Source organism: Streptomyces sp. TS71-3 (genome assembly GCF_018327685.1).
Classification (GTDB): domain Bacteria; phylum Actinomycetota; class Actinomycetes; order Streptomycetales; family Streptomycetaceae; genus Streptomyces.
This window is the reverse complement of the sequence record NZ_BNEL01000001.1, coordinates 4,509,859-4,529,925: the sequence shown is the minus strand read 5'-3', so window position 1 is coordinate 4,529,925 and position 20,067 is coordinate 4,509,859. Positions and strand designations below refer to the sequence as shown.

Sequence of the window (20,067 nt, the reverse complement as noted above, 5' to 3'; positions counted from 1 at the left end):
GACTTTCCGTCAGTCAGCCGTTCCCCGAGGCGTACTCCCTGGGAGGGCCCCCGGAATGCGGCTCCCTTACTGGGTCGCACGGTGAGGGGCTAGGGTGGGCCGCAGGAAAGAGCTCCGCGGGAGCCCGGACGCACCGGGCTGAGAGGGAGGCTGGGACGGCCTCCGACCGTACGAACCTGATCCGGGTCATGCCGGCGAAGGGAGGGTCTTGACACCCATGCGACCCCGTGACGAAGGCGGTCCGCCCCCGGCGGACGGGCCGCGCCCCACAGGACGTCCGCCGGGCGGCACACCACCCGGGCGCGACGACGGGACGTCCGCACCGCCCGCACCGGACACCGGGGCCTCCCCTCCGCCGGGAGGGGGCACCGGGACCTCCACACCGCTCGCGCGGGACACGGCCACGGCCGCACCGCCCAGCGGCACGTCCTGGGACGTGCTGGTGGTCGGGGGCGGCGTCATCGGCCTGGTGACGGCCTGGCGCGCGGCGCAGCACGGGCTGCGCACCACCGTCGTCGACCCGGCGCCGGGCGGCGGCGCCGCACAGGTGGCGGCGGGGATGCTGGCCGCGGTCACCGAGCTGCACTACGGCGAGCAGACCCTGCTCGGCCTGAACATGGCCTCGGCGCGGCGCTACCCGGACTTCGCACAGGAGCTGTCCGAGGCGTCGGGCGTGGCGGATCTGGGCTACCGCGCCTGCGGCACCCTGGCCGTCGCGCTCGACGCCGACGACCGCGCCCACCTGCGCGAACTGCACGCCTTCCAGCAGCGACTCGGGCTGGACCCGCAGTGGCTGACGGGCCGTGAGTGCCGCCGTCTGGAACCGATGCTCGCCCCGGGCGTGCAGGGCGGCCTGCGGGTGGACGGCGACCACCAGATCGATCCGCGCAGGCTCTCCGCGGCCCTCCTGACGGCCTGCGAGCGCGCCGGGGTGCATTTCCATCGGCAGTGGGCCGCACGCCTGCCGGTGGAGCGGGACAGGGCCTCGGGCGTCGTCCTGGAGGACGGCACCCGGGCCTCGGCCGGGCAGGTGGTGCTGGCGGGCGGCAGTCTCAGCGGACGCCTCGCGGGCGTTCCCGAGGGCGTTCTGGCGCCGGTGCGGCCGGTGAAGGGGCAGGTGCTGCGGCTGACCGTGCCGGCCTCGCACGCGCCGTTCCTGAGCCGGACGGTACGGGCGGTGGTGCGCGGCAACAGCGTCTACCTCGTGCCGCGGCTGAGCGGTGAGCTGGTGGTGGGCGCCACCAGCGAGGAACTCGGCTGGGACACCACGGTGACCGCGGGCGGCGTGTACGAACTGCTGCGCGACGCCCACGACCTGGTGCCCGGCATCACCGAACTGCCCTTCACCGAGAGCTCCGCGGGACTGCGCCCCGGCTCCCCGGACAACGCGCCGCTGCTCGGGCCCACCGCGCTCCCCGGGCTGCTGCTCGCGACCGGGCACCACCGCAACGGCGTCCTGCTCACCCCGGTGACCGGCGACATCATGGCGCACGTCCTGACCACCGGTGAACTTCCCGAGGACGCACGCGCCTTCACCCCGCGACGCTTCAGCGAGGCAGAGCGAAGGGAGCAGAGGACATGACCGGCAGGACCGCTTCCGTATCGGTCTCCGTCAACGGCAAGGGCCAGGACGTGCCCTCGGGGACGACGCTCGACGCGCTCGTCGCCGGGATCTCCGCGGCGTCCTCCGGGATCGCCGCCGCCCTCAACGAAACCGTCGTCCCGCGCGCGCAGTGGCCCCGTACCCCGCTGCGGGACGGGGACCGCATCGAGGTCCTGACCGCCGTCCAGGGAGGGTGACGCAGATGGCAGACGACGCGTTCGTGCTGGGCGGGAGGACGTTCGGCTCCCGCCTGATCATGGGAACCGGCGGCGCCCCCAGTCTCGACATCCTGGAGCGGTCCCTGATCGCGTCGGGCACGGAACTGACGACGGTCGCGATGCGCCGCCTCGATCCGGGCGTGCAGGGCTCGGTGCTCTCCGTCCTGGAGCGGCTCGGCATCCAGGTGCTGCCGAACACGGCGGGCTGCTTCACCGCCGGTGAGGCCGTGCTCACCGCCCGCCTGGCGCGTGAGGCGCTCGGCGGTGACCTGATCAAGCTGGAGGTCATCGCGGACGAGCGCACCCTGCTGCCCGATCCCGTCGAGCTCCTGGACGCCGCGGAGACCCTGGTCGACGACGGTTTCACGGTCCTGCCGTACACCAACGACGACCCGGTGCTCGCCCGGAAGCTGGAGGACGTGGGCTGCGCGGCGGTGATGCCGCTCGGCTCCCCCATCGGCTCCGGGCTCGGCATCCGCAACCCCCACAACTTCCAGCTCATCGTGGAGCACGCGCGCGTGCCGGTGATCCTGGACGCCGGTGCGGGCACCGCCTCCGACGCGGCGTTCGCGATGGAGCTGGGGTGCGCCGGGGTGATGCTGGCGTCGGCGGTGACCCGCGCCCAGGAGCCGGTGCTGATGGCGGAGGCCATGCGGCTCGCGGTGGCCGGGGGGCGGCTCGCGTACCGGTCGGGCCGCATCCCGCGCCGGCACTTCGCCGAGGCCTCCTCCCCGGCGGAGGGGCTGGCCCGCCTGGACCCGGAACGCCCGGCCTTCTGAGCGGGTGCCGGTGACCCGGCCGTGACCCGGAACACCCCTCGGGCCGGTGGCCCGGCTGCGACCCGGACCGCCGCCTCGGGCCGGTGGCGGTCCGGTCCGCGACCGGCCACCACGGCGGCCCCGGCTGCCGGGTCGGCCGTCACGGGACGGCTTCAGTCCCGCACCGGGGACGTCCGTGTGGTCCGGGTTGTCGGTGACGGCTCGTAGACTCACCTTTCGTGGACACGACCCTCTCGGACCGGCTGATCGGGCAGGTCCTCGACGACCGGTACCGCATCGACGCGCTCATCGCGGTGGGCGGGATGGCCACGGTCTACCGAGCGGTGGACACCCGCCTCGACCGTGTGCTCGCGCTGAAGGTGATGCATCCGGCGCTCGCCGCCGACGCCTCCTTCGTCGAGCGCTTCATCCGCGAGGCGAAGTCGGTCGCCCGGCTGGCCCACCCGAACGTGGTCGGGGTCTACGACCAGGGCACCGACGGAGGCTACGTCTTCCTGGCCATGGAGTACGTCGCCGGCTGCACCCTGCGCGACGTGCTGCGCGAGCGGGGCGCCCTGCGCCCGAGGGCCGCGCTGGACATCCTGGAGCCCGTGCTGGCCGCGCTGGGCGCCGCGCACCGCGCCGGGTTCGTGCACCGCGACATGAAGCCGGAGAACGTCCTCATAGGGGACGACGGCCGGGTGAAGGTCGCGGACTTCGGCCTGGTACGCGCCGTGAACACGATCACCAGCACCACGGGCACCGTCCTGGGCACCGTCTCCTACCTGGCCCCCGAGCAGATCGAGCACGGCACCGCGGACCCCCGGGTCGACGTCTACGCCTGCGGTGTCGTGCTGTACGAGATGCTGACCGGCGCCAGGCCGCACTCCGGCGACTCCGCCGCCCAGGTGCTCTACCAGCATCTGAGCACGGACGTGCCGGCCCCGTCGGCCTCCGTCCCCGGGATGCCCGCCGAGCTGGACGCACTCGTGGCCTCCGCCGCGGCGCGGGCGCCCCAGGCGCGCCCGCAGGACGCGGTCGCCCTGCTCGCGGACGCCAGGCGCGCTCGGCAGGCACTCACGAGCGAGCAGCTCGACGCCCTGCCGCCCGGCGCGCGTGCCACCGCCCACGACAACGCGGAGGACCGCACCAGCGTGATCCCGAGCGCCTTGCGGGCCGCCGTCGGCGCCCGGTCCGGAAGGCGCCGGCACGCGGGCGGCAGCGCCCGCGAGGACGTGGTGGCGATGCACCACTCCACCAGCCGGCTGGAGAGCCCGCCCCCGGTGCGCCGCCGCCCGCGCCCCCGGCGCGGCACCCTGGCGCTGATCATCGCGGTGCTCGCCGTGCTGGGCCTGGGCGTGGGCGTCTGGTACATCAATTCCGGCCAGTTCACCCGGGTGCCGCCGCTGCTGGCGAAGACCGAGTCGGAGGCGAGCCGGCGGCTCGCCGACGCCGACCTGAAGACGGGTGACATCAAGCACGCGTACAGCGACACCGACGAGCGGGGCACGGTCATCGCCAGCGACCCCAAGGCGGGCAGCCGCATCCGCAGCCACGACGAGGTCGGCCTGACCATCTCGCTCGGCCCGCGGACGGTCCGGGTGCCCGATCTCCAGGACGTGCCGCTGTCCAAGGCGAGGGCGCAGCTCAAGGGCGCGGGCCTGGCGCCCGGCATGGTCAACAGGACGTTCAGCGACGCCGTCGAGAAGGGCGCCGTGATCCGAACGGACCCGCCCGCCGGAAACAACCTCAGGGCGGGATCCGCGGTGGCGCTCACGGTCAGCAGGGGCGAGCCGGTGGACGTCCCCGACGTCGGCGGCGAGTCCGCCGCCGAGGCGACCGCGGATCTGCACGACGCCGGTTTCGGCGTCAAGGTCGCGGACAAGCAGGTCAGCTCCCCCTTCGACGCGGGCACGGTCGCCGCCCAGTCGCCGGGCAAGGACACCCAGGCCGGCGAGGGCGACGTCGTCACCCTGACGCTCTCCAAGGGTCCCGAGATGATCGAGGTGCCGGACGTCGTCGGCCAGAACGTGGACGACGCCAAGCAGAAGCTGACGGACGCGGGCTTCGACGTCGACGTGGACCGCGGCTTCCTCGACTTCGGCGACAAGGTCAAGGACCAGTCGGTACAGGGCGGCGACAAGGCCCCCGAAGGGGGCACGATCACCCTCAAGGTGGGCTAGGGCAGGGCTGGGCCTCCGGCATGGCACCCTGTCCCGTGTGAGCAGCCGAACCGGCCGTAGTAGCCGAGTACATGATCCCCTCGGGGTGGCGCGCAATCCGGTCGGCGGGCATGTCCCGGTGGCCGGCGGCCTGGCCTCGGCCGGGCTGTCGTACGCGCGCGAGATGGGTGCCGAGACCGTGCAGGTCTTCGTCGCGAACCCGCGCGGCTGGGCGACCCCGGCGGGCAACCCCGAGCAGGACGAGAAGTTCCGCGAGGCCTGTGCCGCGGAGCGCATCCCCGCCTACGTCCACGCCCCGTACCTGATCAACATGGGCTCGCACACCGCCGAGACGGTGGAGCGGTCGGTGGTGTCGCTGCGCCACTCTCTGCGGCGCGGCCGTGACATCGGGGCGCTCGGCGTCGTCGTGCACACGGGTTCCGCGACGGGCGGGCGGCAGCGCGCGGTGGCGCTCGCCCAGGTACGGGAGCGGCTGCTTCCGCTGCTCGACGAGCTGACCCACGACGACGACCCGTACCTGCTGCTGGAGTCGACCGCGGGCCAGGGGGCCTCGCTCTGTTCCAGGACGTGGGACTTCGGGCCCTACTTCGACGCGCTGGACCACCACCCGAAGCTCGGCGTCTGCCTGGACACCTGCCACATCTTCGCGGCGGGCCACGACCTGACCGGCCCGGACGGCACGCGGCAGACCCTCGACCTGCTGGTGGAGACGATCGGCGAGGGAAGGCTGAAGCTGATCCACGCCAACGACTCGAAGGACGTGGTCGGCGCCCACAAGGACCGGCACGAGAACATCGGCGCCGGTCACATCGGCGAGGAGGCGTTCCGGGCGCTGATGGCCCACCCCGCCACCGAGAACGTGCCCCTGATCCTGGAGACGCCCGGGCCGAAGGAGAAGCACGCCCAGGACGCGGCGCTCCTGAAGAAACTCCGGGAGTAGCGGCCGGATCGGGAATACCCCTAGGGGGTATGACGTTCACTCGGGTAAGGACATCACACCGGACCAGGGGGCACCATGCTGGAGAACACTCACGAAACGGCCGGCCACGAGCACGCTCACCACGCAGCGGCAGGCGCCACCCACCCGGCCACCTGGGCGACGGCGGCGCGGGCCACTCTGCACTGCCTGACCGGCTGTGCCATCGGAGAGGTGCTGGGCATGGTCGTCGGCACCGCGCTCGGCTGGGGGAACCTGCCGACCACCCTGCTCGCCATCGTCCTGGCGTTCTTCTTCGGCTACTCGCTCACGCTGCGCGGCGTGCTGACCGCGGGTGTGGGCCTGCGGGCGGCGGTGCGGGTCGCGCTCGCGGCGGACACCGTCTCCATCGCCGTGATGGAGCTGATCGACAACGGCACCATCGCCGTCTGGCCCGCGGCCATGGACGCCCACCTCGTCGACCTGCTCTTCTGGGTCTCCCTCGGGATCTCGCTGGTGCTGGCGTTCCTGGTCACCACGCCGGTGAACCGCTGGATGATCGGGCGCGGCAAGGGGCATGCGGTGGCTCATCAGTACCACCACTGAGTCGCCGGCCGGACGGCCGGGGAGTAGCCGATGGCCGGGCCGGTGGGCCCTTGAGCTCCTGGGCTCCTGGGCTCCTGGGCTCCTGGGCTCCTGGGCTCCTGGGCTCCTGGGCTCCTGGGCTCCTGACAGTACGAGCGTGACGGGCGCCCCGGGCGTGGCACAGGCCGCGCTCGGGGCGCCCGGTCGTTCAGAGCTCCGGTCCGTCCCCCGGTTCCTCCTGGTAGGAGTAGCGCTGCTCGCGCCAGGGGTCGCCGATGTTGTGGTAGCCGCGTTCCTCCCAGAACCCGCGGCGGTCGGCGGCCATGTACTCGATGCCCCGCACCCACTTGGGGCCCTTCCAGGCGTAGAGGTGCGGAACGATCAGGCGGAGCGGGAAGCCGTGCTCCGCGGTGAGCGGCTCGCCGTCCTTGTGGCTGGCGAAGATCACTCCGTCGGCGGTGAAGTCGGAGAGCCGCATGTTGGAGCTGTAGCCGTACTCGGCCCAGATCATCACGTGGCTGGCGGAGGGCGAGGGCGGGGCCAGGTCCAGGACGGTCGCGGCGGGCACGCCGCCCCACTCCGCTTCGAGCATGCTGAACTTCGTCACGCAGTGCAGGTCGGCCGTGACGGTCGTGTACGGCAGCGCGGAGAACTCCTCGTGGGTCCAGCTCGTGGTGCCGCCGTCGGCGGTGACGCCGAAGACCCGGAACTCCCAGCGGTCGGGCCGGAACTTCGGTACCGGCCCGTAGTGGGTGACCGGCCAGCCGCGTTGGAGGCGCTGGCCCGGTGGGAGCTCCGGCCGTGCTGCGTGCCGGGATGCGCGTCCCACCGGATGAGCCATGCTTCCATCCTGACAGACCCGGTTTGGGCTGAGCGGGCGGTTCCGTGCGGGCCCCTTTTCGGCCCCTCGCCGCCACCGCCTGCGGCGAGCCCTTCCCGTCCAGCCCCTTGCTGCCTCTTGCCCGGCTCTCCGACGGTGGGGGGCTGAGCGCGCAGTTCCCCGCGCCTCCTTCCGTCCGCCTGCGGCGGGTCGCCAGGGCCAGGCCCCTTGCTGCCTCACGCGCGGCTCTCCGCCCGTCCGGGCTGGGAGCGCAGTCCCCCGCGCCCCCTTTGGCGCACGCGCCACCGCCTGCGGCGAGGCCCGGCGGCCCAGCCCCTTGCTGTCTCGCCCGGCTCTCCGCCCGTCTTGGCTGAGCGCGCAGTTCCCCGCGCCCCTTTGCGGCGCACGCGCCACCACCTGCGGCGAGCCCCCTGCGGCCCTGAGAGGCGGCGGTCCCTGACGGGGCCCCGCCCGTCAGGGGCGCATCGGGTGAGAGGAGGCCTTACTGGTCCCTGTACATCTCCGCGACCAGGAACGCCAGGTCCAGGGACTGGCTGCGGTTGAGGCGGGGGTCGCATGCCGTTTCGTAGCGCTGGTGGAGGTCGTCGACGAAGATCTCGTCGCCGCCGCCCACGCACTCGGTGACGTCGTCGCCGGTGAGCTCGACGTGGATGCCGCCGGGGTGGGTGCCGAGTTCCTTGTGGACCTCGAAGAAGCCCTTCACCTCGTCGAGCACGTCGTCGAAGCGGCGGGTCTTGTGGCCGGAGGCCGCCTCGAAGGTGTTGCCGTGCATCGGGTCCGTCACCCAGGCGACCGTGGCACCGGTCGCGGTGACCTTCTCGACCAGCTCGGGCAGCTTGTCGCGGACCTTGTCGGCGCCCATGCGGACGATGAAGGTCAGCCGGCCCGGCTCGCGGTCGGGGTCCAGCCGCTCCACGTACTCCAGCGCCTCCGCGGCCGTGGTGCTCGGGCCCAGCTTGATGCCCAGCGGGTTGCGGATCTGCGAGGCGAACTCGATGTGCGCGCCGTCCAGCTGACGGGTGCGCTCACCGATCCACACGAGGTGGCCCGAGGTGTCGTACAGCCGGCCGGTACGGGAGTCCGTGCGGGTCAGCGCCGTCTCGTAGTCGAGCAGCAGCGCCTCGTGCGAGGAGTAGAACTCGACGGTCTTGAACTCCTCCGGATCGGCTCCGCACGCGTGCATGAAGTGCAGGGCGTTGTCGATCTCGCGGGCCAGCTGCTCATAGCGCTGGCCGGAGGGGGAGGACTTCACGAAGTCCTGGTTCCAGGCGTGCACCTGGCGCAGGTCGGCGTAACCGCCGGTGGTGAAGGCGCGCACCAGGTTCAGCGTCGAGGCCGACGCGTGGTACATCCGCTTCAGACGCTCGGGGTCCGGGACGCGGGCCTTCTCGGTGAAGTCGAAGCCGTTGACGGAGTCGCCCCGGTAGCTCGGCAGCGTCACGCCGCCGCGGGTCTCCGTGGGCTTGGAGCGCGGCTTGGAGTACTGGCCGGCGATCCGGCCCACCTTGACCACGGGCACGGACGCCGCGTACGTCAGCACGGCACCCATCTGGAGGAGCGTCTTCAGCTTGTTGCGGATGTGATCGGCGGAGATCGCGTCGAAGGCCTCGGCGCAGTCGCCGCCCTGGAGCAGGAACGCCTCGCCCTTGGCCACGGCGCCCATCCGGGAGCGGAGCAGATCGCACTCGCCCGCGAAGACGAGCGGCGGATACGAGGCCAGCTCCGCGATCACGGAGCGCAGCGCCTCGGCATCGGGGTACTCGGGCTGCTGCGCCGCGGGCAGGTTCTGCCAGGTGTTTCCACCGGCCTGGGTTTCAGCGTTCACGGTCACGGACCCAGGTTACGGCTTCCTTACGCCTCGGAAGTCGCATTATCCAGGAGATGAGACATGCGCCTCTGCGGACACGGGCTGCTCCGCGGCACGCACGGGCCGCCCCCCGTACCGCACGGAGCGTTTCGTACCGGTCGCCCTACGTCAGTCGGCACAGGTGCCGCCGCGGCCGACGCGCCGCGGAGTTCGTGTACAGTCACGGCCATGTTCGCGCAGCCGACCCTGGACTGGTGGTGGACCGCTCATCAGGCGGCCCACTGACACTGCGCACCCGCATCACCGCAGAGGCCGCCCGAGGGGCGGCCTTCGGCGTTTCCGCGGCCCGTTCCTCGCCGACTTTCGGAAGGAACCCGCCATGCGCCCCACCTCTCCCGACGAGGGCACCGACCCCGCCGACGATGCCGAGCGCCCCGGCCCCGACACCGCCGCGCTCATCAGAAGCCTGCTCGCCCCGGACGCGCCCCCTTTCGCCCTGTTGCGCCGCAACACGCCCGGTCACCACCCCGACACGGTGGAGGTGCTGCTCGGCCGGGTCACCGAGGCGGGGCGCCTGAGGGACATCCCGCTGCCGGCCGGCGCCCCGGCCGGTGGCCGCGCCGTGCACGACGCGCTGGCGCTGGTGCCGTTCCGGCAGATCCGCGAGCGGGGCTTCGACGTGCGCGACGACGGCACCCCGCTGGCCCTGCTCGTCCCGGACGAGACGCACGAACTGCCCCTGGACGAGGTGCTGGCCGCGCTGCCCGCCCACCCCGTGCGGGTCGCGGACGGCGGGTTCGACGTGCCCGACGAGGAGTACGCCGCGATCGTGGCGCGGGTCCTGCGGGACGAGATCGGGGTCGGCGAGGGCGCCAACTTCGTGATCCGGCGCGACTTCCGCGGCCGGATCGAGGGCTTCGGCGCCGCCGACGCGCTGGCCCTCTTCCGGCGGCTGCTGGTCGGCGAGCGCGGCGCGTACTGGACCTTCGTGGTGCACACCGGCACCCGCACGCTGGTCGGCGCCAGCCCCGAGGTGCACGTGCGGATGTCCGGCGGGGGCGACCGGGCGCCCGCGGCCGGGAGCGACGGCGAGCGGCCGGGCGGGACGGTGGTGATGAACCCCATCAGCGGCACCTACCGCTATCCGGCCGAGGGCCCTTCGGTGGCCGGGCTGCTGGACTTCCTCGACGACCGCAAGGAGATCGAGGAGCTGTCGATGGTCGTCGACGAGGAACTCAAGATGATGTGCACCGTCGGCGACATGGGCGGGGTGGTGGTCGGGCCCCGGCTGAAGGAGATGGCCCATCTCGCGCACACCGAGTACGAGTTGCGGGGCCGCTCCTCGCAGGATGTGCGGGACGTGCTCCGGGAGACGATGTTCGCGGCGACGGTGACGGGCTCGCCGGTGCAGAACGCCTGCCGGGTCATCGAACGGTACGAGCCGCGCGGGCGGGAGGGCGGGCGCGGGTACTACGCCGGGGCGCTCGCCCTGATCGGCAGGGATGCCTCGGGCGCCCAGACGCTGGACTCCCCCATTCTGATCCGGACCGCCGACATCGCCCCGGACGGCCGGCTGCGGGTCTCCGTCGGCGCCACCCTGGTGCGCGGCTCGGACCCGGCGGGAGAGGTCGCGGAGACCCGGGCGAAGGCGGCCGGGGTGCTGGCCGCGCTCGGCGCCCACCCCGGCCGCGGGAACCCGGCGGGAACGCCGCCGCGGCTGGCCGACGACCCCCGGGTGCGGGCCGCACTGGACGGGCGGCGTGCCTCGCTCGCCCCGTTCTGGCTGCGGATGCAGGAGCGCCCCGCCGCGCCGGACGACGCGGCCGGCCACGCGCTGGTCGTCGACGGCGAGGACACCTTCACGGCGATGCTGGCACACGTCCTGCGCTCGTCGGGTCTCACGGTGACGGTGCGGCGCTTCGACGAGCCGGGCCTCGCGGCGGCGGTGGCGGCCCACGAAGGGCCGCTGGTGCTGGGGCCCGGCCCGGGGAACCCCGCGGACGCGTCGGACCCGAGGATGCGGCTGCTGCGCGGGCTCGCCGCGGGGGCGCTGCGCACGCACCGGCACGGGCTGCTCGGCGTCTGCCTCGGCCACGAGCTGCTGGCGGCGGAGCTGGGGCTCGACATCGTGCGCAAGGAGGTGCCGTACCAGGGCGCGCAGGTCACGGTGGACCTCTTCGGCAGGGCCGAGACGGTCGGCTTCTACAGCAGCTTCGTGGCGCGGTGCGACGACGAGCGGGCCGCCGCGCTGGCGCTGCGCGGGGTGGAGGTCAGCCGGGCGGAGGGCAGCGGGGAGGTGCACGCGGTGCGCGGGCCGGGCTTCGCGGGGGTGCAGTTCCATCCGGAGTCGGTGCTGTCGCTGCGCGGGGCCGGCGTCGTGGGGGAGCTGTTGGCGTGGACGGCGCAGCCGTCACGAACCGGCGACCTGCAGCCGTAGTCGTCCGCCCGGCCCGGTCCGGGGTTGTCCGACGCTGCGGGTCGTGGACCGCACGGGCGGGGCGGTTTCGGCCGCTCCCGGATCTTCCGCCAGTGGTGGTTGCTCGCGCAGTTCCCCGCACCCCTGATCGGGGCGCAGCCCCGTCCTCAAGGGGCGCGGGGAACTGCGCGACAAGCCACGACGGCACCGTCAGGTCACCACTTGCCCGGAGTGGGCCGTCGCTGCCGCCCCGAAGGGGGCACCGCTCAGCCGAAGAACACGCTCACCTCCTCGTACAGCGCCGGGTCGACGGTCTTCAGCTTGGCCGTGGCCTCCGCGATCGGCACCCGGACGATGTTCGTGCCGCGCAGCGCGACCATCTTGCCGAAGTCGCCCTCGCGCACGGCGTCGATGGCGTGCAGGCCGAAGCGGGTGGCCAGCCAGCGGTCGAAGGCGCTGGGCGTGCCGCCCCGCTGGACGTGGCCGAGCACGGTGGTGCGGGCCTCGTTCCCGGTGCGGCTCTCGATCTCCTTGGCCAGCCACTCGCCGACGCCGGAGAGCCGGACGTGGCCGAAGGAGTCGAGCGAGCCGTCCTTGAGCACCGCGTCGCCGTCCTTCGGCATGGCGCCCTCGGCGACCACCACGATCGGCGCGTACGAGGCGCGGAACCGGCTGGTGACCCAGGAGCAGACCTGATCGACGTCGAAGCGCTGCTCGGGGATGAGGATGACGTTCGCGCCGCCGGCGAGGCCCGAGTGGAGGGCGATCCAGCCGGCGTGCCGGCCCATCACCTCGACCACCAGGACGCGCATGTGCGACTCGGCGGTGGTGTGCAGGCGGTCGATGGCCTCCGTGGCGATGCCGACCGCGGTGTCGAAGCCGAAGGTGTAGTCGGTGGAGGAGAGGTCGTTGTCGATGGTCTTCGGCACGCCGACGCAGTTGATGCCGTACTCGTCGGCGAGGCGGGCGGCAACGCCCAGGGTGTCCTCGCCGCCGATGACGATCAGCGCCTCGACCTCCTGCTTGGCGAGGTTCTCCCGGATCCTGCGGATCCCGTTCTCGACCTTCAGGGGGTTCGTGCGCGACGAGCCCAGGATGGTGCCGCCGCGGGGCAGGATGCCGCGCACCTGGGGGATGCCGAGCTGGAAGCTGTCGCCCTCCAGCGGTCCCCGCCAGCCGTCGCGGAACCCCACGAAGTCGTACCCGTACTCCTGTACGCCCTTGCGGACGACGCCCCGGATGACGGCGTTGAGCCCCGGGCAGTCGCCGCCTCCGGTCAGTACTCCGACCCGCATGGAAATGTCCCTTCGCCCTAGGGGAGCTGATGACGCACACGCTAATAGTGATCCACGTCACCCCGACATGGGACAAATGGTCAATTCCGCCGCTTTCACGGAGAGTTGATCTTCAGCATTCACTCGAAGGTGGGGCTATGTCGTCAATCGTCATCAAGCCCCCTTTCGATGGCATACCGCACCAGCTCCACACGATTGTGGAGCTGGAGCTTGCCCAGGGTGTTCTGGACGTGGTTCTGCACGGTGCGGTGCGAGATGACCAGACGTTCGGCGATCTGCTTGTAGCTCAGCCCCTTGGCCACCAGGCGCAGCACCTCCTTCTCGCGGTCCGTGAGCCGGGGCGCCCCGGGCTCGTCGGACGCGGCGGGCGAGGGCTCTGCGGCCAGCCTGCGGTACTCGCCCAGGACGAGTCCCGCGAGGCCGGGTGTGAAGACCGGGTCGCCGGCGGCGGTCCTGCGCACCGCGTCGATCAGTTCGTGCGTGGACGCCGACTTGAGCAGGTAGCCGGTCGCGCCCGACTTCACCGCCTCCAGGACGTCGGCGTGCTCCCCGCTCGCGGACAGCACGAGGACGCGCAGCGCCGGGTCGGCGGCGACGAGTTCCTTGCACACCTGCACCCCGGGCTTGGCCGGGAGGTTGAGGTCGAGCACGAGGACGTCGGGTCCGGCGGCCTTGGCCCGGCGCACCGCCTGTTCGCCGTCGCCGGCCGACGCGACCACCTCGAAGCCGGCCTCGGCGAGGTCGCGGGCGACGGCGTCACGCCACATGGGATGGTCGTCGACCACCATCACCTTCAGGGCCGCGGGCGCCCCGTCCGGCCCGGCGGACGGGGCGGGCAGAGCGGACGGCCCTGCGGCGGGCCCGGCTCCGCCCTCGCCGCCGCCCCCGCAGTCCCCGTCGGGGGGCCGGCCCGGCCCTGCCGAGGGGCCGCCGGCAGCTCCCGCTCCTGCGTCCGCGGCGGCCCGTTCCCGTGGCACCTCCCCGGCCGCCTGTGCCCGTGGAGCGTCCTCTGCGTGCCGCTCGCGCACGTCCTCAACCCGCCTTCCCCCGCGCAGCCGCCTGCCGCGGAACAGTCAGTTCGACCTCCGTGCCCTGCCCGGGCACCGTCACCAGCTCGGCCCGGCCTCCGATGTCGCGCAGCCGCCCCCTGATCGACTGCGCCACCCCGAGCCTGCCCTCCCCGGCCGCCTCGGCGAGCCTGCCCGCCGGGATGCCGGGTCCGTCGTCCCGGACGGTGACGACGACCGCCTCCGGCTCGTCCTCGACGAGGATCCAGGCGCGGGCCCGCTCACCTGCGTGCTTGCGGACGTTGTCCAGGGCGGCGCCGACCGCGGCGGCCAGCTCCCTCGCGGTGGGAGCGGCCAGCGGGACGGGGGTGCCCGGCTCGGAGAACGTCACGCGGGAGCCGGCGTAGGGGGCGAGCAGGGAGCGCACGTCCACCAACCCGTCGCCGGGCTCCTCGGCGCCCGCGCCCGGGGCCCCGGAAGCGCCGTGCACCGCGGAGGCGCTGGACGCCTCGGAAACCCCGGGCATCCCGGAAACCCCAGGCGCCCCGGAAGTCGCGGACGCCGACCCGGCGGCGGAGTCCCCGTCCGCGCCGGGTCCCGCGACCAGGGCGGCGCCCCCGGCGGAGGCCGTGCCTCCGGCAGAGGCAGTGCCTCCGGCAGAGGCCGTGGCCCCAGCGGAGGCCGTGGCCCCGACAGGTGACAGACCGGTACTGACCAGGGCCCGCAGCGCGGCCTCCTGCTCGCCGGCGAGCCGGCCCAGCTCCGCCGCCTCGCCGCCCAGCGCCCTGCTGCGGCGCTGCACCATCGCGAGCACCTGGAGGACGCCGTCGTGGATGTCGCGCGCCAGGCGCTCCCGCTCCCGGGTGGCGGCCTCGATCTCCAGGGCGCGGGCCAGGGTGCGTTCGGAGGCGCGGGCGACCTCGACGACGTAGCCGATCGCGATGGCGGCGACCCAGACCAGCACGACGTTGTGCACGGTGCCGCGGCTCAGGGCGCCGCGCTGCACGATGTCCGCGACGCCCACCAGCGCGGCGGCCAGCGCGGACCACCGCCAGCCGCCCTTGAGCGCGAAGGCCAGCACCGAACCGGCCGTCCAGATGGTCGGCAGGGTGGGCGCGCCGGCCACGATCCTGGCGTGCTCGGCCGCGACCGGTGTCAGCAGGATGCCGGTCAGCGCGAGGCCGAGGTCGGTCACGAGGAACGGCCACGTGCAGGCCCTCGCGCCCCTCACCTTGCGCCAGGTGACGGCGGTCCAGGCGGTCAGCACCACGAGGTAGGCGAGGGCGACCCGGGGCCGGACGAACCCGTCGTACCCGGCGGCGAACAGGCCGATCGCGTAGAGCAGGGTCAGCGGGCGATAGACCATGAGCGCACGCCACAAGGGCTGCTCGACCGACATCCTGACGGTTCTCCTGCGCTCTGCCATGCCCCGCCCCCCTTTGCGGACCGCCTACGCGACGCCGGCGCGTTCCGCTCTGCCCGGCTTCCGCGCCCGCTCCTGCTTGGCGGCCTCGGCGATCTTGCGCTTGGCGGCGGTCGCGTAGATGTCCACGTACTCCTGCCCGGAGAGCTTCATGATCTCGTACATGACCTCGTCCGTCACCGCCCGCAGGACGAAGCGGTCTTGCTCCATGCCCTGGTAGCGGCTGAAGTCCAGCGGCTTGCCGATGCGGATACCGGGCCGCATCAGCTTGGGGACGACCTTGCCGGGCGGCTGGATCTTCTCGGTGTCGATCATCGCCACCGGGATCACGGGCACGCCCGTGGCGAGCGCCACGCGCGCGAGGCCGCCCGGCTTGCCGCGGTAGAGCCGGCCGTCCGGAGAGCGGGTGCCCTCCGGGTAGATGCCGAACAGCTCACCGCGCTCCAGGACCTCTATGCCGCTGCGGATCGCGGCCTCCCCCGCACCGCGTGCCCCGGAGCGGTCCACCGGGAGCTGGCCGACGCCCTTGAAGAAGGCGGCGGTCATCCGGCCCTTTATGCCGGGGGTGGTGAAGTACTCGGCCTTGGCGATGAAGGTGACCTTGCGGTCGAGCATCGTGGGCAGGAAGAACGAGTCGGAGAACGACAGATGGTTGCTGGCGAGTATCGCGGCGCCCTCGGCCGGGACGTTGTCGAGGCCTTCCACCCAGGGCCGGAAGGCGAGCTTCAGCGATCCTCCCAAGGAGAACTTCATCGCGCTGTAGATCACCCGTGCCTCCTGTTCCTGTGTGTCCGACCATACCCGTGCGAACCCCGGGCATCCCCCGGCAGCTCCCCTCAGCTCGCGGACGGACCTGGTCGGTGTCGGTGGGGTCGCGTACGGTGAATAGGCCGTGTTCCGCGGGAACCGTCGACACCCACCCGCCGGCGGGCGCCCGTCGGCACGCACCGCCCGGCCGCCCCGCCGCCGGCGTCCGCAGACCGCGGAGCGCAGGGGCACGGAGAACCGCAAGGCACACCGCAAGCCCGCCATGCCCCAAGTCCGCCGAACCCCAGGCCCACCGGGCCGCAACGAGCCCGCGACCGGGAAGCCCCAGGCCCCTCGGCGCGGAGCCCTGGCACTCGGGTAGAACACCGGGTACGAACAACCGCAAGGCCGCACTCACGAACAGGAGACCCGAAGGTGCCGGTACTCCCCGGAGCCGAGCCGTACCGCCATGACGGCGGGGACGTCGGCGTGCTCTTCTGCCACGGTTTCACCGGTTCCCCGCAGTCGCTGCGCCCCTGGGCCGAGCACCTGGCCGGGCAGGGGCTGACGGTGTCGGCCCCCCTGCTCCCCGGGCACGGCACGCGCTGGCAGGACATGCAGCTCACCGGCTGGCAGGACTGGTACGCGGAGGTGGACCGCGAGTTGCGCGGGCTCCGCGAGCGGTGCGCGCAGGTCTTCGTGGCCGGCCTCTCCATGGGCGGCACCCTGGCGCTGCGGCTCGCGGCACGGCACGGCACCGCCGTCTCGGGCGTGATGGTGGTCAACCCCGCGATCAAGATGCACGGCCTCGCGTCCCGCGCCCTGCCGGTCCTCAGGCACATCGTCCCCTCGGCCCCGGGCCTGACCGACGACATCGCCAAGCCGGACGGACGCGGGCCGGGTACGGGCATCGCCAGGCCGGGCGGGCGCGAGCTGGGCTACGACCGGGTCCCGCTCAACAGCGCGTACTCGCTGCGCAGGTTCTTCCGGCTGGTGGACGGGGAGCTGCCGCAGGTCACCCAGCCGCTGCTGGTGCTGCACAGCGCCCGCGACCACGTCGTGCCGCCGTCCGACACGGCCCGGGTGCTCAGCCGGGTGTCGTCCACCGATGTCACCGAGACCCTGCTGGAACACAGCTACCACGTTGCGACGTTGGACCACGACGCGGACCGGATCCTCGCGGACAGCCTCGCGTTCATCACCCGGCTCGCCCCCACTCTCAGCAAGGAAGGGACGGCCACCGGTGGCTGAGCAGGACGGACCCCGCTCCGAGGCCGAGCGCGCGGAGCAGCCCGAGGAGGGCACGGGCGGCGCCCGCGGCGCGGCGCGCCCGGGCGGCACGCAGCCGGACGCCCCGGTGCCCGAGTCCGGCGCCGCGGAGCCCGAGCCCGCGGCTCCGGAGCCGGCCCGGACCGAGCCCGCCTTGCCGGAGCCCGCCGCCGGTGAGCCCGGGGGCCCTGACACCGCCAGGGAGCCGGTCACCACGGACGCCGCCGCGGAGCCCGGCGCCGCGGACCCCGCCCTGCCGCACGGGAAGCTGCCCGGCGCTCCGGTGGGGGCGCAGCCACCCGCGGAGACCGCGGCGGACGCCCCTGACGGCACGGACGAGGACGCACCCGCCGCGCAGCACGGCGGCGCGGAGAACGACGGCGCAAAGCAGCCCGCCGCCACGCCCGACGAACCCGCCTTCGACGAGGAGGCTGCCTGGGCCGCCATCGTCGCCGGGTACGGCGAGGAGCCGCCCGACCCGCCGGGTGCCAAACCCTTCAAGCCGATAGAGAACCTGCTCCTGCCGGAGCCCGGCCCGTCCCAGGGCACCCCGGGCGGCACCACCCGCCGCCGCGGGCCCGAGCGGACCCCTGAAACCGGCGCAGACGGTACGGACGGCTCGGACGGCGCGGAGAGCCGGAAGAGCGGCAAGGACGGCACGAAGGACGGGAGCGGCGAGAAGGGCGACAAGTTCCCCCGCGCCGGCCGGGCGCTGGGCGGCTCGGTCGCCTTCGCCCCGGGCGTCGGCCCGCGGGACTACCGCACCGCCGACCCCGCCGACGACGACTTCGACGGCGACGACGAGGGCCATTTCGTGCCGCCCGAGCCGCCCCCGCTGCCGACCGGCGACACCACCGCGAGGTTCGGCTGGCTCGCCGTGCTCGGCGGCCCCCTCCTGCTCCTGCTCAGCGTGCTGCTCGGCTGGGAGATGACGTGGTGGCTGGCGACGCTGGGGATCGGCGGCTTCGTCGGCGGCTTCATCACCCTGGTGGTGCGGATGAACCCGGGCGACGAGGACAACGACGACCCGGGCCGCGGCGCGGTCGTCTGAGCGCCCCACGGGCCGCATCGGGCCTCGCCCCATCGGGCCCTGCCGCATCGGGCCCTGCCACGGCGGGACGTCGACGGGGCCGGCGCGTCATCCAGCGGGCGGGATCCTGAGCGCGGCCAGGACGGGAAGGTGGTCCGTGGCCGCCGTCAGGTCGCCCTGGCTCACCCCGGGCAGGTCCCGGGGCACCCCGCAGGCCAGCACCTCCACGCCCTCGGTGGCGAAGATCGCGTCGATCCGCTGCCGCGGGCCGTCGGCCGGGGCGGTGTGCTCCGCGCCCCACGGCGCAACGGCCCAGCAGTCCCGCAGGGCTCCGGCCAGGCGCCGGAACGTCCGGCTCTCCGGGCGGTCGTTGACGTCACCGCCCGCGACGGCGTGGGGGGCGCCGAGGGCGCCCAGGCGGTTCAGCAGCATGCCGGCCTGGGCGTGCCGCTCGTCGTCCTGCAGGGAGAGGTGGCAGCTCAGCACGCCGAGGCGGGCCCGGCCGAAGCGGACCACGGCCACGGCGAAGCCGCGCCGGTGCAGGCCCGGGGTGCGCGGCAGCAGGACGTCCTCGGTGCGCTCGACGGTGGCGCGCAGCGAGCAGAGCAGCGCCGGGCCCGCCGCGGGGGCGCCGCCGGCGAGGATCACCAGGCCGGTCTGGGAGGCCAGCCGGGCCAGCTTCTTGCGCCACCGGAAGAACCGCGGTGCCTCCTGGACCAGCACCAGGTCCGGTGCGCAGGCCCGGATCACGCGGGCGAGTGCGTCCGGATCGTCACGGAGCGACCTGATGTTGTAACTGAGCACCCGGATGACGGCGGAGCCGTCCTCCTCGGTACGGGACTGCGGTATCGGCGTGACGGCCGCGGTGCTGGTGGGCATGGCGATCAAGATACGGGACGGGGCGGACGTCGCCCCGCACCACCGGCCCCGCAGGGCCGCGGGGACGCGATGGGGGCCGGGCCCCGGGGCGGGCCCGGCCGGTGCCTCAGCCCTGCCGGGCCAGGTCGGCGGCGCCCACGAGGCCCGCCTTGTTGCCGAGCTGGGCGGCCAGCACCTGGGCGTGCGGCCGCCATTGGCCGCCGATCAGCCAGCGCCGGAAGGACTTGCGGATCGGGTCGAGCACCAGCTCGCCCTCGTCCGAGACGCCGCCGCCCACGATGAACGCGGACGGGTCGAAGAGGGAGGCCAGGTCGGCGAGGCCGGCGCCGGCCCACCGGGCCAGCTCGCGGAACGAGTCGATCGCGACCGGGTCGCCCTGCCGTGCCGCCTCGCTGACGTGCCGGCCCTCGATGGTGTCCGGGGTGCCGTCGCCGAGGCCGAGGAGTATCGAGGCGTTCTCCGGGGTGGCGTTGGCGCGCTGCTTCGCGTACCGCACCAGAGCACGGCCGGAGGCGTACTGCTCCCAGCAGCCCTGGCTGCCGCAGCCGCACAGCAGGCCGTCGGGCACGACCCGGATGTGGCCGAACTCGGCGGCCACTCCGAAGCGTCCGCGGCGGAGCTTGTTGCCGATGATGATGCCGCCCCCGAGGCCGGTGCCCAGGGTGATGCAGATGACGTCCTCGTGGCCCTGGCCGGCGCCGAAGCGGTACTCGCCCCAGGCCGCGGCGTTCGCGTCGTTCTCCACCACGACCGGCATGCCCACGCGCTGCTCGACCTTGTCCTTCAGCGGCTCGTGGCGCCAGTGGATGTTGGGTGCGAAGAGCACCGTGGCGCGCTTGTCGTCGACGTAACCGGCGGCGCCGATGCCGACGGCGTCGATCTCGTGCCCATCGCCGGCACCGGTGACGGCCGAGCAGATCGCGTCGACGATGCCCTCGGCGGTCGACGGGGTGGGCACGGTGTGCGTCTCCAGGATCGAACCTTCTTCGTCCACCACCCCGGCTGCGATCTTGGTGCCGCCGATGTCCACCCCGATGGTGAGTCCCATGTGTCCCTCAGTTCCGGTCGAGCCCCGCTGCGGTCAACCGTA

Annotated in this window: 17 protein-coding genes and 1 riboswitch; of the genes, 9 read left to right on the top strand and 8 right to left on the bottom strand. The window is 73.6% G+C overall.

Features of this window, described 5'->3' with window-relative positions:
• Positions 1-106 precede the first annotated feature (106 nt).
• A riboswitch (TPP riboswitch) is annotated at positions 107-220 on the top strand.
• From thiO to Sm713_RS18275, 6 genes are all read left to right on the top strand, one after another.
• Positions 218-1,582: a glycine oxidase ThiO gene (thiO, locus tag Sm713_RS18300; protein ID WP_249416365.1), complete on the top strand. Its 1,365-nt coding sequence runs from the start codon at positions 218-220 to the stop codon at positions 1,580-1,582. Its footprint overlaps the riboswitch before it by 3 nt.
• Positions 1,579-1,800 carry a sulfur carrier protein ThiS gene (gene thiS, locus Sm713_RS18295; protein ID WP_212910665.1) on the top strand — a complete coding sequence of 74 codons (222 nt, stop codon included), beginning with the start codon at positions 1,579-1,581 and terminating at the stop codon, positions 1,798-1,800. Before thiO ends, thiS begins: the two co-directional genes overlap by 4 nt.
• Positions 1,801-1,805: 5 nt before the next feature.
• Positions 1,806-2,600, top strand: coding sequence for a thiazole synthase (locus Sm713_RS18290; RefSeq protein ID WP_212910664.1), 795 nt, complete (start codon positions 1,806-1,808; stop codon positions 2,598-2,600).
• A gap of 218 nt (positions 2,601-2,818) precedes the next feature.
• Positions 2,819-4,762 carry a Stk1 family PASTA domain-containing Ser/Thr kinase gene (gene pknB / locus Sm713_RS18285; protein WP_212910663.1) on the top strand — a complete coding sequence of 648 codons (1,944 nt, stop codon included), beginning with the start codon at positions 2,819-2,821 and terminating at the stop codon, positions 4,760-4,762.
• An 85-nt stretch (positions 4,763-4,847) separates the two neighbouring features.
• The gene (locus Sm713_RS18280; RefSeq protein WP_212912095.1) at positions 4,848-5,702 is read left to right on the top strand and encodes a deoxyribonuclease IV; all 855 of its coding nucleotides are present in this window, start codon (positions 4,848-4,850) and stop codon (positions 5,700-5,702) included.
• A gap of 75 nt (positions 5,703-5,777) precedes the next feature.
• Entirely contained in the window at positions 5,778-6,284 is a 507-nt protein-coding gene (locus Sm713_RS18275) for a DUF4396 domain-containing protein (protein WP_212910662.1), read from the top strand.
• Between the two features lie 187 nt (positions 6,285-6,471).
• Here Sm713_RS18275 and Sm713_RS18270 read toward each other — a convergent pair whose 3' ends face one another.
• Entirely contained in the window at positions 6,472-7,104 is a 633-nt protein-coding gene (locus Sm713_RS18270; protein WP_212910661.1) for a sulfite oxidase-like oxidoreductase, read from the bottom strand.
• Between the two features lie 481 nt (positions 7,105-7,585).
• Positions 7,586-8,935 (bottom strand): class II 3-deoxy-7-phosphoheptulonate synthase, encoded by a 1,350-nt coding sequence (locus tag Sm713_RS18265; protein WP_212910660.1) that lies wholly within the window; start codon positions 8,933-8,935, stop codon positions 7,586-7,588.
• A 355-nt stretch (positions 8,936-9,290) separates the two neighbouring features.
• On the opposite strand from Sm713_RS18265, the gene Sm713_RS18260 reads away from it, so the two are divergent.
• Positions 9,291-11,348 (top strand): anthranilate synthase family protein, encoded by a 2,058-nt coding sequence (locus Sm713_RS18260; RefSeq protein ID WP_212910659.1) that lies wholly within the window; start codon positions 9,291-9,293, stop codon positions 11,346-11,348.
• 245 nt (positions 11,349-11,593) lie between these two features.
• Here Sm713_RS18260 and Sm713_RS18255 read toward each other — a convergent pair whose 3' ends face one another.
• From Sm713_RS18255 to Sm713_RS18240, 4 genes are all read right to left on the bottom strand, one after another.
• Positions 11,594-12,622, bottom strand: a complete 1,029-nt coding sequence (locus Sm713_RS18255) for a 6-phosphofructokinase (RefSeq protein ID WP_212910658.1) — start codon at positions 12,620-12,622, stop codon at positions 11,594-11,596.
• Positions 12,623-12,765: 143 nt separating this feature from the next.
• Positions 12,766-13,410 carry a response regulator transcription factor gene (locus tag Sm713_RS18250; protein ID WP_212910657.1) on the bottom strand — a complete coding sequence of 215 codons (645 nt, stop codon included), beginning with the start codon at positions 13,408-13,410 and terminating at the stop codon, positions 12,766-12,768.
• 244 nt (positions 13,411-13,654) lie between these two features.
• On the bottom strand, positions 13,655-15,055 hold the full coding sequence (macS, locus tag Sm713_RS18245; protein ID WP_212910656.1) for a MacS family sensor histidine kinase: 1,401 nt from the start codon (positions 15,053-15,055) through the stop codon (positions 13,655-13,657).
• A 24-nt stretch (positions 15,056-15,079) separates the two neighbouring features.
• Entirely contained in the window at positions 15,080-15,820 is a 741-nt protein-coding gene (locus Sm713_RS18240; protein ID WP_212910655.1) for a 1-acyl-sn-glycerol-3-phosphate acyltransferase, read from the bottom strand.
• A gap of 414 nt (positions 15,821-16,234) precedes the next feature.
• Here Sm713_RS18240 and Sm713_RS18235 point away from each other — a divergent pair, with 414 nt between their 5' ends.
• Complete coding sequence (locus Sm713_RS18235) at positions 16,235-17,050, top strand: carboxylesterase (protein WP_212910654.1); 816 nt, start codon at positions 16,235-16,237, stop codon at positions 17,048-17,050.
• 301 nt (positions 17,051-17,351) lie between these two features.
• A complete protein-coding gene (locus Sm713_RS18230) occupies positions 17,352-18,119 on the top strand; it encodes a hypothetical protein (protein ID WP_374196051.1) in 768 nt (255 codons plus the stop codon).
• 87 nt (positions 18,120-18,206) lie between these two features.
• Here the strand turns inward: Sm713_RS18230 and Sm713_RS18225 are convergent, their stop codons facing one another.
• Positions 18,207-18,977 (bottom strand): endonuclease/exonuclease/phosphatase family protein, encoded by a 771-nt coding sequence (locus tag Sm713_RS18225; protein ID WP_212910653.1) that lies wholly within the window; start codon positions 18,975-18,977, stop codon positions 18,207-18,209.
• A 106-nt stretch (positions 18,978-19,083) separates the two neighbouring features.
• Entirely contained in the window at positions 19,084-20,025 is a 942-nt protein-coding gene (locus Sm713_RS18220; RefSeq protein ID WP_212910652.1) for an ROK family glucokinase, read from the bottom strand.
• Between the last annotated feature and the right edge of the window lie 42 nt (positions 20,026-20,067).

Excerpts from the sequence above, each read along its gene's own strand:
- thiO (WP_249416365.1), top strand. The coding sequence starts at position 218 with ATGCGACCCCGTGACGAAGGCGGTCCGCCCCCGGCGGACGGGCCGCGC.
- thiS (WP_212910665.1), top strand. The coding sequence starts at position 1,579 with ATGACCGGCAGGACCGCTTCCGTATCGGTCTCCGTCAACGGCAAGGGC.
- Sm713_RS18290 (WP_212910664.1), top strand. The coding sequence starts at position 1,806 with ATGGCAGACGACGCGTTCGTGCTGGGCGGGAGGACGTTCGGCTCCCGC.
- Sm713_RS18275 (WP_212910662.1), top strand. The coding sequence starts at position 5,778 with ATGCTGGAGAACACTCACGAAACGGCCGGCCACGAGCACGCTCACCAC.
- Sm713_RS18270 (WP_212910661.1), bottom strand. The coding sequence starts at position 7,104 with ATGGCTCATCCGGTGGGACGCGCATCCCGGCACGCAGCACGGCCGGAG.
- Sm713_RS18260 (WP_212910659.1), top strand. The coding sequence starts at position 9,291 with ATGCGCCCCACCTCTCCCGACGAGGGCACCGACCCCGCCGACGATGCC.
- Sm713_RS18255 (WP_212910658.1), bottom strand. The coding sequence starts at position 12,622 with ATGCGGGTCGGAGTACTGACCGGAGGCGGCGACTGCCCGGGGCTCAAC.
- Sm713_RS18250 (WP_212910657.1), bottom strand. The coding sequence starts at position 13,410 with ATGGTGGTCGACGACCATCCCATGTGGCGTGACGCCGTCGCCCGCGAC.
- macS (WP_212910656.1), bottom strand. The coding sequence starts at position 15,055 with ATGGCAGAGCGCAGGAGAACCGTCAGGATGTCGGTCGAGCAGCCCTTG.
- Sm713_RS18225 (WP_212910653.1), bottom strand. The coding sequence starts at position 18,977 with ATGCCCACCAGCACCGCGGCCGTCACGCCGATACCGCAGTCCCGTACC.
- Sm713_RS18220 (WP_212910652.1), bottom strand. The coding sequence starts at position 20,025 with ATGGGACTCACCATCGGGGTGGACATCGGCGGCACCAAGATCGCAGCC.